Source organism: Pedobacter sp. NJ-S-72 (assembly GCF_053890575.1).
Genome location: NZ_CM132681.1, coordinates 4,441,603 through 4,454,047, shown reverse-complemented (window position 1 = coordinate 4,454,047; position 12,445 = coordinate 4,441,603). Strand labels below are relative to the sequence as shown.

17 protein-coding genes and 2 pseudogenes are annotated in these 12,445 nt (G+C 37.9%); 1 reads left to right on the top strand and 18 read right to left on the bottom strand.

All coding sequences use genetic code 11. The features are described 5' to 3' along the window. Positions 1 to 107: 107 nt before the first annotated feature. The 18 genes and pseudogenes from ACWYN3_RS29460 to ACWYN3_RS29375 form a co-directional block, all read right to left on the bottom strand. On the bottom strand, positions 108 to 557 hold the full coding sequence (locus ACWYN3_RS29460; RefSeq protein WP_456223195.1) for a TonB-dependent receptor domain-containing protein: 450 nt from the start codon (positions 555 to 557) through the stop codon (positions 108 to 110). Beyond that, a complete protein-coding gene (locus tag ACWYN3_RS29455; RefSeq protein ID WP_456217495.1) occupies positions 544 to 1,095 on the bottom strand; it encodes a hypothetical protein in 552 nt (183 codons plus the stop codon). Before ACWYN3_RS29455 ends, ACWYN3_RS29460 begins: the two co-directional genes overlap by 14 nt. Positions 1,096 to 1,109: 14 nt before the next feature. Next, a complete protein-coding gene (locus ACWYN3_RS29450; protein ID WP_456217494.1) occupies positions 1,110 to 1,556 on the bottom strand; it encodes a hypothetical protein in 447 nt (148 codons plus the stop codon). Continuing rightward, complete coding sequence (locus ACWYN3_RS29445) at positions 1,472 to 2,044, bottom strand: TonB-dependent receptor plug domain-containing protein (RefSeq protein WP_456223194.1); 573 nt, start codon at positions 2,042 to 2,044, stop codon at positions 1,472 to 1,474. Before ACWYN3_RS29445 ends, ACWYN3_RS29450 begins: the two co-directional genes overlap by 85 nt. A 62-nt stretch (positions 2,045 to 2,106) precedes the next feature. Continuing rightward, on the bottom strand, positions 2,107 to 2,508 hold the full coding sequence (locus ACWYN3_RS29440) for a carboxypeptidase-like regulatory domain-containing protein (protein WP_456217493.1): 402 nt from the start codon (positions 2,506 to 2,508) through the stop codon (positions 2,107 to 2,109). A 289-nt stretch (positions 2,509 to 2,797) separates the two neighbouring features. After that, a complete protein-coding gene (locus ACWYN3_RS29435) occupies positions 2,798 to 3,085 on the bottom strand; it encodes a lipid-binding protein (RefSeq protein ID WP_456223193.1) in 288 nt (95 codons plus the stop codon). Beyond that, positions 3,085 to 3,300, bottom strand: coding sequence for a hypothetical protein (locus ACWYN3_RS29430; protein ID WP_456217492.1), 216 nt, complete (start codon positions 3,298 to 3,300; stop codon positions 3,085 to 3,087). Before ACWYN3_RS29430 ends, ACWYN3_RS29435 begins: the two co-directional genes overlap by 1 nt. A 14-nt stretch (positions 3,301 to 3,314) precedes the next feature. After that, positions 3,315 to 3,965, bottom strand: a complete 651-nt coding sequence (locus tag ACWYN3_RS29425; RefSeq protein WP_456217491.1) for a DUF5011 domain-containing protein — start codon at positions 3,963 to 3,965, stop codon at positions 3,315 to 3,317. Positions 3,966 to 3,988: 23 nt separating this feature from the next. Next, complete coding sequence (locus ACWYN3_RS29420) at positions 3,989 to 5,140, bottom strand: SusD/RagB family nutrient-binding outer membrane lipoprotein (RefSeq protein WP_456217490.1); 1,152 nt, start codon at positions 5,138 to 5,140, stop codon at positions 3,989 to 3,991. Then, the gene (locus ACWYN3_RS29415; RefSeq protein ID WP_456217489.1) at positions 5,094 to 5,477 is read right to left on the bottom strand and encodes a hypothetical protein; all 384 of its coding nucleotides are present in this window, start codon (positions 5,475 to 5,477) and stop codon (positions 5,094 to 5,096) included. The genes ACWYN3_RS29420 and ACWYN3_RS29415 overlap by 47 nt, the downstream gene beginning before the upstream one ends. Before the next feature lie 12 nt (positions 5,478 to 5,489). Beyond that, a pseudogene (locus ACWYN3_RS29410) lies at positions 5,490 to 6,728 on the bottom strand (TonB-dependent receptor domain-containing protein); the annotation flags it as partial. Next, complete coding sequence (locus ACWYN3_RS29405) at positions 6,707 to 7,123, bottom strand: hypothetical protein (protein WP_456217488.1); 417 nt, start codon at positions 7,121 to 7,123, stop codon at positions 6,707 to 6,709. The pseudogene ACWYN3_RS29410 and the gene ACWYN3_RS29405, both read right to left, overlap by 22 nt. A gap of 7 nt (positions 7,124 to 7,130) precedes the next feature. Then, entirely contained in the window at positions 7,131 to 7,640 is a 510-nt protein-coding gene (locus ACWYN3_RS29400) for a hypothetical protein (protein WP_456217487.1), read from the bottom strand. Then, a complete protein-coding gene (locus ACWYN3_RS29395) occupies positions 7,606 to 8,697 on the bottom strand; it encodes a TonB-dependent receptor plug domain-containing protein (RefSeq protein ID WP_456217486.1) in 1,092 nt (363 codons plus the stop codon). The genes ACWYN3_RS29400 and ACWYN3_RS29395 overlap by 35 nt, the downstream gene beginning before the upstream one ends. A 423-nt stretch (positions 8,698 to 9,120) precedes the next feature. Beyond that, on the bottom strand, positions 9,121 to 9,630 hold the full coding sequence (locus ACWYN3_RS29390) for a hypothetical protein (protein ID WP_456217485.1): 510 nt from the start codon (positions 9,628 to 9,630) through the stop codon (positions 9,121 to 9,123). Then, on the bottom strand, positions 9,599 to 10,648 hold the full coding sequence (locus tag ACWYN3_RS29385) for a hypothetical protein (RefSeq protein WP_456217484.1): 1,050 nt from the start codon (positions 10,646 to 10,648) through the stop codon (positions 9,599 to 9,601). Before ACWYN3_RS29385 ends, ACWYN3_RS29390 begins: the two co-directional genes overlap by 32 nt. Continuing rightward, complete coding sequence (locus ACWYN3_RS29380) at positions 10,617 to 11,096, bottom strand: M14 family zinc carboxypeptidase (RefSeq protein ID WP_456217483.1); 480 nt, start codon at positions 11,094 to 11,096, stop codon at positions 10,617 to 10,619. Before ACWYN3_RS29380 ends, ACWYN3_RS29385 begins: the two co-directional genes overlap by 32 nt. 44 nt (positions 11,097 to 11,140) lie before the next feature. Continuing rightward, the gene (locus ACWYN3_RS29375; RefSeq protein ID WP_456217482.1) at positions 11,141 to 11,428 is read right to left on the bottom strand and encodes a hypothetical protein; all 288 of its coding nucleotides are present in this window, start codon (positions 11,426 to 11,428) and stop codon (positions 11,141 to 11,143) included. Between the two features lie 137 nt (positions 11,429 to 11,565). On the opposite strand from ACWYN3_RS29375, the pseudogene ACWYN3_RS29370 reads away from it, so the two are divergent. Continuing rightward, positions 11,566 to 12,352 (top strand): annotated as a pseudogene (locus ACWYN3_RS29370) (UDP-N-acetylmuramoyl-tripeptide--D-alanyl-D-alanine ligase); the annotation flags it as partial. Positions 12,353 to 12,445: the final 93 nt, after the last annotated feature.

Here is a 12,445-nt window from a genome sequence, read left to right as displayed (position 1 = left end):
GTTTTTAGTGTAGGTACCATAAACTTCCCATGAGAAATCTGTTGTTTTAATTGGAGTTCCTCTTAAGCTTAATTCAACCCCTTTATTTTGAAGTTCACCAGCATTAACTACACCAAAGCATATCCTGAAGATGCAGCGATTGGAACACTAAGGATTTGATTTTTAGAGCTGTTCTTGTAGTAACTAAAATCTACAGATAATCTGTTATCAAAGAAACCAAGTTCAGTACCTATTTCAAAAGAAGTAGTTTTTTCTGGCTTAAGATCAGGATTTCCAACAGTAGGGTTAATCATGAATCCCGGAACATTACCAAATGGAAAAATTGTTTGCCCAAAGCCACCGTTAATCAAACCTCTTCTGTAGTCAGTTGTCAACTGATAAGGATCAGTATCATTACCTACCTGAGCCCAGCTTCCACGCACCTTACCATAAGTTAACCAGTTTGCTATTGATGATCCTTTCAATAGTTCTGAAAACACAAATGAAGTACTTACACTAGGATAAAAGAATGAATTATTAGCTGTAGGTAAAGTAGAAGACCAGTCATTTCTTTTCAGTCGCTTCTAAATAAATTAAGTTTTTATAAGAAAGATTTAAATCTCCATATAAACCAAATAATCTTCTTTTACTCATTTGATCTAATAAGATGTTAACAGGTCCATTGCTGTTAGACAGATTATAAAAACCAGCAACAACTAAACCACCACCTGTATTGGTAGCAGTATTATTGAAATTGGTAGATCTTTGACGAATGTTATTACCTAACATTAATGATCCTTCAAAATCTTCATTGAATTTATGACGTGCGGTAATCGTCAAATCATGAACCAATTCAGTAACGTTAGCCTGATCGATTTCGTAACCACCCTGAGCCGAAATTGTGTTATCACCCGCAGTATAGAATTTGTCAGGTGAGCTAGCAGCAAGATCATCAGCAGGAGTAAAGCTATATTTAGGAGCTAATTGTCTACGTCTATCAGAATAGGTATCAATACCAACTTTTTCTTTAATATCTAACCAGCTATTTGCTTTGTATGAAATATTGAAGTTACCAGTGATACGGCTTAAATTATCAGTATTTTGATAGTTTTTCAATACCCAGTACGGATTTAGCGTATAGCACCATAATAGCCGTATTGGTTATCATGAGGTAAACCTTGAGCATCTGTGTATCCATAACCATTATATTTATTGTTCAAATCAGCCAGACCAGTCAAATTAATGTCTCTTGGCGTTTGATAAACGTTATTTAAAACAGAAGAACCACCTTGTCCACCAGCTACATTATTACTGTTAATATTAACGTAGTTAAAGGAAACACCTGCAGAAAATTTATTACTAAAATCAGCTGTACCATTAAATCTTACACCATATTTATTATAAGTATCGCTTTTACCAGGAAATGGACCATCAGAATTCAGTGCATTTAAACCTAAATAAAAACTAGATTTTTCACCACCCCCTGAAAAACTCAGGTTATTGTCTGTTGAAAAACCAGTGTCAAAGAAATCCCTTGCATTGTTTTTAACTGCAGAATAAGCTTTTTGCTGACGCACGCCGTCAATAGATTGTCCCCATGGCTGTACAACACCTGTAAATGGGCCACCCCAGCTACCATTTCTCTAGGATCATTCGTATATTGGTAAACACCATTAACAATTAATGGTCTTCCTGTATCATCTCCTGTATAGTAACCTTGTCCATATTCATTCTGAAATTCAGGTAACTTCAAAATAGAAGAAAATGTATTTGAAGTTGTTAATGTGATTTCGGTTTTTGCAGCATTTTTAGTTCCGCTTTTTGTGGTAATGATCAACGCACCATTTGATGCACGTGATCCGAAAAGGGCAGCAGCAGCCGGGCCTTTTAAGACTGTCACAGATGCGATGTCATCAGGAGCAAGATCATTTCCTCTATTACCATAGTCAATACTTGATAAATCAGAAGGACCACCCACTGTTGAAGAGTTATCAATTGGCACACCATCAACAACAATCAGCGCCTGGTTATTTCCAGAGATTGAAGATCCTCCACGAAGAACGATACGAGACGAACTACCTGGTGTATTTGAAGTTGAAGTAATGTTTACACCGGCAACTTTACCAGTTAAGTTAAAGAGGTAATCGCACTTGGACTACCACCTTCAGTTAATTCAGAATTTTTAATCGTAGGAGCTGAATAACCTAATGTTCTCTTTTCTCTCTTGATTGAGTTAGCTGTTACAACAACTTCACCTAATGATTTTGAATCCCCAGCTAAACTAACACTGATTAAGTTTCCTGCTTTAAGCGGAACGTATTGAGAAATATATCCGATTGAGCTAAACTCGATACCGGTAGCTCCGGCTGGAAGTTTAATTGCGTACTTACCGTCAGCACCTGTTTGAGCTCCACCTTGAGCTCCTCTGAGTTTCACACTGACACCAGGAATAGGTTGACCGTCATCCTTTCCTGTAACAGTACCAGTTATTGTTCTGTCCTGAGCTAATGCAGCTACTGCAATAGACAAGAACAAGAATAAAAACTTAGTATAAGTTTTTTCATAAAATTATTCGTCTAGGTTATTAATAAGTTAATTAGGATCTAAGATAAACTAAAATATTCTGATTTTAGTTTTTTTTTTTCCTTTTTTGCGTGTTGTAACACAAAAATTATCTGCTGATTATATTGAAGTAAAAGGTTGAACTTATAGCAGGAGTCCATATATATTAAATTTATCTTCGCAAAATCCCATATAAAACAAAGCCCCGCACGATATATTTAAATCGCGCGGGGCTTTAATAATAAATTAAAATTATTTAGTGATCATCTTCAGTGAACCTGGTACGGCCATAGCCTTTTACCTGATAAATTACTGAAGGATCGCTGTCAACAGTGACATCAAAAGAAATAGCATCTGTAACAGTCTTAGTTTCCGATCCTACTGCACCATCAACAACAACTTTACCATTTTTTACAGTTATCTTTCTTGTATTACTCTGGTCATCACCGCTAGTAACGTTAAAAGTCTTCGCTCCTAAGTCTACATTTACTTTAGTCGAAAAGCCAATTACGTTTTTACTCGTAGCGTCCATCGTCAACCACATCAATACAGATGAATCATCTGAAGTATTATAAGTCGAAACAGAGAATAAGTATTAAATGGCTTGATTACCGCACCAGTCGACGCACTTACCGTCTGCACCTGAACAAACCACTCATTAGCCATTGACTGTACCTTAGTTCCTCCCGGATCCTCATCCTTTTTACAGGACGCCAGGCTTAACACACATAGTGTTAATATATATAAGTATTTTTTCATCTTCAATCTATTATTTATTGTTTAACAAAAGTAAGCGCATCCGGTTGGTATTCCAAGTTAACAATACTCCATGAATACGTGCCAGCAACAGGGTCATAACTCTCATTTTTAGTACTTATCAGCGTCCCATCATCAGACAACTGAACCGGAACATGAATTGTATTTCCAGTTGTATTAAACGCAATCAGAGCCACCCCTGATCCAGTGCCCGCAGGATCAGTAACCGAATAAACCCCGGCAGCCAGTTTCGTCCATACAGATTCCTGACCTTCAGCAATTGAATAAGTACCTGAGAAATCATTTCCTACTGCGTCTGCTTTTGTATCATACACAATTACAGTCCTTGTTTTAGCAATAGAAAAACCGTCACTATTTGTTGCAGTATAGGTTATAGGATATACTCCAGGCGTATTCACATCAACTGCACCTTTAACTACAGGAGTTAACGCAGCCGTTCCCTCCAGCGCCGTTACCCCAGGATCAGTAAAGGCCGTTCCCTTAGTCAGTAAGACAGTCTTATCTCCTTTAAGGACCACCGTCGCATAAACCGTGATTTTTGAATCTCCAACATGTCCTGCCGGATAATTATATGAAGGTTCTTTCTCACAAGAACTTATCGTCAGACCCAGAATGCCCAGGCCAATGATTGCTATATATTTTTTCATCGTCGATTTTAAATTAGGTACAACTATTTAGCCCACCACACTTTAGTGGTAATTGGAACTGCAGCCGGGGCATTAGAATTCCTATCAGTTACAGCTGCCGGAAGCACCAATCGTCTTGGAGGCAAACCTGCGGTAACAGAATTTGGTGTAATAATCACCAATTGTCCGGGAATATAAGCCGGGTTTGTTGAATATACAGGACTGAACTTAGGGTATCCCGTACGTTGTTGTTCAAAATAGGCTTCAATATCATGTGTTCCAGGGAACGACGCCCATTTCTGTGTAATAATTGCTTCTATTTTATTTTCAAGGGAGCCTGCTGCCGGATAAGCATAAGTAGTAGCTAAATCTCCGCTAAGCGTTTTTCCTGCCTGGTCAAATGCTGCCTGCAAGCCATTATTATATGCTGCTTCAGCACCCGAACCACCAGCGTAACGCTCCAAAGCTTCTGCTTGCATAAAATAAGATTCTGCTTTAGTAATAAACCAAACAGGATCTTTAGGTGACTGAACAAATACCGTAGCATCACCATAAGTAGGTTGCTGTGCATTAGTAGCAGCAAAGTCTCCCTGATTCATAGGAATGACCGGGTCTGAGCCAAAATAGTTAACAATCCTTGGATCATTTTTTTCCGTCAGCCAGCTTACAAACGTAACACTCGCTCTTATATTAGTTGAAGTATTTAAGCGTCTGATGTTGAATTCATAGAATGGGTTACTATTGTTTGGTGTTCCACCCCATGTTTTAATTCCTACGCCTACTGATAAAAAGACAGCATTATCCTGAAACAATTTATTAATACCAGCTTGTGCTGCTGCTGGATTAGCATTGATCATACGTAAATACATTTTAAGCTTTAGTGTATTTGCAAACTGTTTCCATAAGTTCATATCACCAGCAAACAAAAAATCTGTGTTTTTCTGCGCAGTCGTAAGCGCCGTCCCACCCATATAATCTTTCGCTAAAGCAGCATCGATCTCAGCTAACAATCCATTATACACGACATCTCCGTTTTCAAATTTAGGCTGCAGATTTGCCGCCCCCAGAAATGCTTCAGAGTAAGGCACTTTATCATATAAGTCAACAAGCACCTGAAAAGAATATGCTTTCATTACAGTAGCCATCAGGTTATATTTCCAGTCGCTGCGTGCCTGCGCTTTTTTGAAGCGCCACATTGTAATCCATTAATGCCCCGCCAAACATTTCCGTGTAAGGAACCGTAACAGAAACATCATTTTTTGTCAGGTTATAAGAATCAATATTTTTATATTGATTGGAAGCCTGAGCCTGCGTAAAATACTGAGACCAGATACCTCCCAGAATCGTTAACTGCCCACCTACAACGGCCGCTGTAGACATTACTGCAGAAGGGAACAGTACTTCAGGCGTAGCCTTCTCAACTAATGGGTTATTTGGATCCGTGTTTACATCCAGGGTTTTCTTACACCCAAATGAAAGCAGTAGAATTGCTGAAAATACCAGCGTATTATATTTAAAATTAGTCTTTTTCATCTTTCTTTTGATTTAGAATGTAACTTTTAACGTAGCACCAAAGAATCTTACCGGAGGTGCGGTTCTGAATTCACCGAATTCACTTGTTAAATCATTACCATAGTTAGATACTTCAGGGTCAATTGTTTGATTTGAAGCCGGCAACCAGGTAATTAAGTTTCTGCCAAATACACCTACATTAACACGCTGAGCCCCTATTTTATGAGCAACACCCTGAGGTAAATTATAACCCAAAGTCACTTCTCTCAATTTCAGGAATGATTTACTTAAAATCCTGTTTTTGTAAACCAATGCTCTGTTTGTCGTAGGATAATAATAATCATCTATATTTCCTTCAGTGATTCTGGTTGTATTCTCTATATAAGTAGTTTTACCATTTGCATCAATTACCTGTTTTACCGAATTAGGCACAATAAAAGGTCTGCGGTCATTATAAAGTGTTTTCTTATCCGCACCTACAAAGTTTAACAAATCGGCTGTTCCTGAATAGAAAACACCGCCTTTTTGCCAATCAAATGTAAAGCCTAAATTAAAGTTCTTATAAGTAAATGAGTTAGACAAGCCCATAGAGAAATCGCGCTGCATCGACCCATATTCACCATTATCTGCTGCAACTATCGGAAATCCATTGTCACCTACGATTATTATTCTCTGAGGATCATAAGATGGAACGGGAGCTAAGAAAGTTCCCATTGGTTTACCTACCTGTGCCACGAACTCTGCATCATAAGCAGAATTAATAATTACTTTATTCAATCCAACTGGTAACTCAAGAACCACATTTCTGTCTCTTGCAAATGTATACATCAGACTCCATTGAAAATCTTTAGAAACAATTGGTTTAGCATTCAGAGTAACCTCTATACCTCTGTTTCTCACTTTACCAAAATTTAAGAACTGAGCGGTATATCCAGTTGCAGGATCAATAGGAACAGCAAGAACCTGATCTTTTCTGATTCTGTTATAATAAGTCACATCTAAACCAAGTCTGTCTTTAAACAATCTGATTTCTGCACCAAATTCAGCCTCACTCACCTTTTCTGGTTTCAGATCAACATTTCTTAAAGTATTAGAAACTGAGAACCCTGGAACACCCTGAACCGGGAAAGTAATTACTGGCTGACCAGGTACTACGCTTTGACCTATAGGAATATTGGTTCTCGTGATTATATTGTTTATTCTGAATGGGTCTGTATCACTACCTGTCTGACCATAACTAGCTCTGAATTTCAAAAAGCTGATTGGTGTTTTAGAAAGGTCAAATAATTCGGAAGCAAGGAAAGATAAACTGGCAGCAGGATAGAAATAGCTGTTTTTTTACCTGGTGCTAACGTTGAAGACCAGTCATTTCTACCTGTTACTGTTAAATACAAGTATTTATCATATCCTAAGGTCGCCTGAGCGTAAGCACCAAACAATCTTCTGTGAGATTCTTGTTCTGTACTAATAGGACTGTTTGAACTGTTACTGATATCAAAAAAATCAGGAATTGCCAGATCTTCAACAGTTGTTGTCAAATACCTGAATCCTCTATCATTATAATTGGCACCAACTAAACCATCCAAATCAAATTTAGAGCTCAGCTTTTTATTAAAAATAACGTTCAGTTTAGTATCATATTCAAAAGTTTTATACGCGCCTTCCATCCTTCCATCACATTACAACATCAGGAGCTCTTTTAGACCTTTCAATATTTCCTCCATTATTATAACTACCTAATGAAGGTGCATTTTTATTATGCCAGATTTTAACCTGAGAATTACTGATATCTCCACCTTGTTGTAACTGGATACTCATCCAGTCATTCACTTTGTACCCCAGGTTTATGTTACCATAAACACGGTCACTTTTATTTTTACTCCCGTTCTCATAAAGTGCGTAATAAGGATTTTCAGCATACGGAGTAAAGTAGTTATCTACATTGAAAAACTTGTTTTTGTAGTCTCTGAAATCTTTAATATTAATATCTACTGGTATTTGAAGAATTTCTTCATAAAAAGAAGAACCTATTCCTGAGTCACCGCCACCACCAGTAACAAATTTCTGATTTTTACCTACATAGTTGATCGAACCATCAATACTAAAATTTTTGTATTTCGTAGATCCTTTTAAAGTAACGTTATTTCTTTTATAAGAATCCGCGTCTGTTGTTGGTAAAACCATTACTATTGATATTACCATAAGCAAAGTAAAAAGTAGAATTATCATTCCCACCGCTGATTGCAAGGTTGTTATTTAATTCTAAACCATTTGTTAATGCATTACGCACGTTATTTTTAACAAAAGAGAATGGTTTCACTAATTGAGTCCCGTCAACAACAGCACCCCAAGATCTCATTACACCATCCAGCTTAGGACCCCAGTTACCATTTTCAGACGGGATATAAGTTGCATCCCAACCATTTCCGAAAACTTCTTGTGGTTTGTAAAGTGAGGCAACCTGTGTAATTGTCGCAGCAGTAGAGAAATCTACCTGAAAAACACCTGCTTTACCTTTTTTAGTCGTGATTAAGATTACACCACTGGATCCTCTGGATCCATAAAGTGCTGTAGCCGCCGATCCTTTCAAAACACTCATGCTCTCAATATTGTTAGGATCAATATCATTCGCACTGTTACCAAAATCATAATTATCATTAGACCCAGCCGTTGAGTTATCTAAAGGCACGCCATCAATAACATACAATGGCTGATTACTTCCTGTAATAGAAGAGAACCCTCTTAAGATAACTTTAGTAGATCCACCCGGAGATCCCGAAGTATTTGAAATCGTTGCTCCGGCAATTTTACCCTGTAAACCGCCAACTAAACTTACAGCAGCAGATTTATTAATCTCTTCTGATTTAACTGTGGTTTCTGCATAACCAATTGTTTTTTTCGCTTTACTAATACCAAGAGCGGTTACCACAACTTCGCCTAAAGATTGTGAATCTTGTATTAATAAAACAGTGTAAGTACTACCCGTACCTACTGTAACGGTCTGGCGGGTATAGCCAACCGAAGAAAACTCTAATGTTGCACCGGTCCCCGCTTTGATAGAGAATTTTCCATCTGATCCGGTTGCAGCGCCATTGGCTGTGCCTTTTACTTTAACTGATACTCCAGGAATGGGAAGTCCATCATCCTTTCCTCTCACCGTACCAGTTACCACCCGGTCCTGTGCGATTGCAACTCCCGCAACTACTAGAAACACGAATAAACTTAGTATAAGTTTTTTCATAAATTAATTATTTATTAGGTTAGTTAAAAATTGAAGACCTAAGATAGATTTTTTACAAATGTCGATTTAGCTGTGTACTAAAAAGTTATAGCAAAATGACCTTTAAATGACAATATCATATAGGACCATAGCTACAAAACAAGACGCAGATAAAAAACAGTTATGCAAAACAATATATTGCACAAAGAATAAAATATAAAAATTATAGCTCCTTTACTGTTTAAAGGCGATTTAGATTAGAAAACAAGAAATATAGTATTTGCAAAAAGCTGCTTTCCGCTTTCCCAAAACGAACGAAACAACAAATTGCCCGACAGGTAAACGATATTTCCTTTACCAGCAGGCTGCACCCCAAATAGCATCCCCTGAGTTAGCTTCTCCTGCACATTTTTACCCGAAACACCAGCAACATACCCATCTGGCTTAAGTACACCGACATTCCCAGCCCTTTACCAACGGCTCATAAATCTTGTCGTCCGTTTTCAAAGTATAATAAACATCTCCTAACCCAATAGCAAAAGGATGACTTTTATCAAGTGTAACCTTATAAATTGCACCAGGAATAGCATCTGCGGCATTATCCCTATCCTTTTCCTTATAACTGCGGGAAAAAGCATCCTTTTCAGTTGCTGCGGGAAACTCTTTCTTTTTAATATCAAATGGTTTTATTCCTCCCACACTCGAAATCGCATCCTCCAATAGCAAAACTTTTCCTCCAAGATTAATCCAGTCTTCTAGCTTTTCCATGTTTCTGCGTGCATAGGTACCGTCAGGCAAAATCAAAACATTTGTAGTAGCCAGGCTCAGGTTCCCCAAATTTTGTTCTGATATAATATTCAGTGGATAATTCAACTCCTGCTCAAAAAAATGCCAGACCTCCCCGGCACTCTGAGATGAAATATCAGTTCCTGCAACCATCGCAACCTTTGGCACAGGAAGTAAGTAATAATGGATAAACAGATGAACCAAAATCTTTCCCTTTTTCTACATAACTACTGGATATAGGGGTAAAAGATTTTTTAAGTCTTTTAGAAAGCGCAATTATATCTGTTTCAATAAACTTGTTAAGTTTTTCATTTTCAGACCTGTAAATCAACAATGACCCTGCCTGATGAATCTTTCCTCCTACAGTAAAGGCCTGTTCAGCAATACGTACTTTAATATTTGAATGATGCAGGGCGATTAAAACCTGTGCATCTTCTAAGCAGTCCCACGATAAAATCCAGCCATAGGGTTTTGTTAAAACTGCAACACTGTCATTTTGCGTTTCCAGATCAGGAAATTCTCCGTTTAATAATTCTTTACACCCATAAGCATTCAGGTTATATGCATAAGGTAATGCCCAGGCCGTAATATCATAGGTATTTGAATCGGTAACTACCGTTTGAGGTTCAAAAAGTACATTAGCCAAAACTGACGCCGGCTGTTTAAGATTGATGACCATATCATTTCTTCCAACTCTGAAAAGAGCTGTTTTCTTCGTCCCAAAATTAAATCCCGCTACTGTTTTATCGCCTCCAAATGCATACTTGATATTGTTCTTCGTTAACAAGGCAGCCATCTTTTTCATTCTGCTCAGGTTATCAGCTTTCACTACATAAGTTTTATATACTCCAGGTGGATAAGCCACTGCTTGTGTAAAATATTTTTTAAACTCAGCTACCAGTTTATAAGAATTATCAGATACAATTTCCAGTGTAGCCAAACCCGTGGTCAGGTGGTGATTTATCCGGTCTTTTAAGGTCAGAGAATCACCGTTTGAAGTAATGACAACCAGCCCGGCACCTATTCCTCCTTGTTCGTAAGTCATCCCGATTGCACCATTATATAAAGGATAAGTATCCCCATAAGAAGGATATAACAAATCGAAGCGTTCCTTTGTGAAATACCGCCATCCATTCTTATCAAAATACTTTGCGTTATTCTTTCCTGTCACAATCTGAAATTTCACGTTGAAAAGAAGTAATATCCTGATGCACAGGTTCGGCAGCCGGAGCAAAGTAATAAGGCTCATTGTAACTTTGTTCATGGAAATCGACATGTACTTCTGGCATCCATTGATGATATAAGGCTAAACGCTGGCGTGTTTCTATTTGTGACTGCCATGCCCAATCCCGGTTAAGATCAAAATAATAATGATTTGAGCGACCACCAGGCCATGGTTCATTATGCTCTCTGGAAAGAGGGTTTGCATCAGGAACAAACCCTGCTACCGAATTATAATAGTTAACATACCTTTCTCTTCCGTCTGGGTTCAAACAAGGGTCAAGAATCACAATAGTATTTTTCAACCATTCTTTTGTTTGCCGGTTCACGCCTTCTGATAAATTATAGAGCATTTTCATCGCCGTTTCTGATGAACTTGCTTCATTACCATGAACATTATAGCTTAACCACAAAATCGCCGGCTGCTTATTAACGCTTACCAGTCCGCCTTCTGCCTTTAGCTTAAATTATTTTTCCTGAGCTGCTCCAGATTCCCCATATTCTCTTTTGAAGAGACAACAGCCACCAGCAGCTCCCTATTTTCATAGCTTTTACCGTAATTGATTAATTTGATATTATTATCTGCACCAGCCAGGTATTTAAAATAAGCCACGATCTGGTAATGAGGCGTAAATCTTGTCCCCAGTGGATAGCCCAAAAAAGCATCCGGAGATTTTACCTGAGCCCGGGTAGCCGTAAAGCATAATAACAGCGATAAAAATGAGAGTATAATTTTTTTTTTCATTAGCACATATGTTTTCAACAGAACCGCCGCGTCAGGTTATTAATAATAGGTTAATTTAACACCAAAGTACTAAAGAATATTTTTTGTTTGTAATCCATAATGTAATTTTACCCACGATTATATCAACAACCTAAGCTATGTCCCAAATTGAATCTATTTATCAGCATTACCTTTCAAATCCTGTTGTGTGTACCGACACCAGGAGTATTAGTGCAGGCTGTTTGTTTTTCGCTTTAAAAGGAGAGCATTTCGACGCAAATACCTTTGCTGCTGAAGCTTTAAAACAAGGGGCTGCATTTGCTATCATAGATAATGCAGACTACCAGCTGAATGATCAATATATTTTAGTACCCGATGTATTAACTGCTTTACAGGATTTAGCCCGTTACCACAGGTTACAGCTTCGCATTCCTATTATCGGGTTAACCGGAAGTAATGGAAAAACAACAACCAAAGAACTGATCAACGCAGTACTTGCGGAAAAATATAAAACCTTTGCCACAAAAGGAAACCTGAATAATCATATTGGCGTTCCGTTATCAATTTTATCAATTTCGAAGGATACCGAGATTGCTGTAATTGAAATGGGAGCGAACCATCAGAAAGAAATTGAATTTCTATGCACTATCGCCCAGCCAACCCATGGCATGATTACCAATATCGGCATGGCTCATTTAGATGGATTTGGTGGTTTTGAAGGTGTAAAAAAGGGAAAGGGAGTTGTTCACGTATCTGAAAAATACAGATGGTATTGCTTTTATCAATCGGGACAACCCATATATTATGGAGATGAGCATTGTTGCCGGGTTAACTCATCTTATTTATTATGGAACCGAAGGAGAAAACTCGATTACCGGACAATTATTAAAATCAGACCCGCTGATTGAACTGGGCTGGAAAAAACAAGGAGAATCTTTTAAAGTCAAAGCTAATCTGACCGGAGCCTATAATTTTGAAAACATACTGGCAGCAATTTGTATTGCTTCATTCTTTGAGCTTAGCCCTGATCAGATCAAC

What these genes read in the sequence shown, in the direction of transcription:
- ACWYN3_RS29375 (WP_456217482.1), bottom strand. Translation starts at nt 11,428, where the DNA reads ATGAAAAAAAAAATTATACTCTCATTTTTATCGCTGTTATTATGCTTT.
- ACWYN3_RS29400 (WP_456217487.1), bottom strand. Translation starts at nt 7,640, where the DNA reads ATGGTTTTACCAACAACAGACGCGGATTCTTATAAAAGAAATAACGTT.
- ACWYN3_RS29405 (WP_456217488.1), bottom strand. Translation starts at nt 7,123, where the DNA reads ATGGAAGGCGCGTATAAAACTTTTGAATATGATACTAAACTGAACGTT.
- ACWYN3_RS29425 (WP_456217491.1), bottom strand. Translation starts at nt 3,965, where the DNA reads ATGAAAAAATATATAGCAATCATTGGCCTGGGCATTCTGGGTCTGACG.
- ACWYN3_RS29435 (WP_456223193.1), bottom strand. Translation starts at nt 3,085, where the DNA reads ATGTGGTTGACGATGGACGCTACGAGTAAAAACGTAATTGGCTTTTCG.
- ACWYN3_RS29420 (WP_456217490.1), bottom strand. Translation starts at nt 5,140, where the DNA reads ATGTGGCGCTTCAAAAAAGCGCAGGCACGCAGCGACTGGAAATATAAC.
- ACWYN3_RS29395 (WP_456217486.1), bottom strand. Translation starts at nt 8,697, where the DNA reads ATGAAAAAACTTATACTAAGTTTATTCGTGTTTCTAGTAGTTGCGGGA.
- ACWYN3_RS29415 (WP_456217489.1), bottom strand. Translation starts at nt 5,477, where the DNA reads ATGAAAAAGACTAATTTTAAATATAATACGCTGGTATTTTCAGCAATT.
- ACWYN3_RS29430 (WP_456217492.1), bottom strand. Translation starts at nt 3,300, where the DNA reads ATGAAAAAATACTTATATATATTAACACTATGTGTGTTAAGCCTGGCG.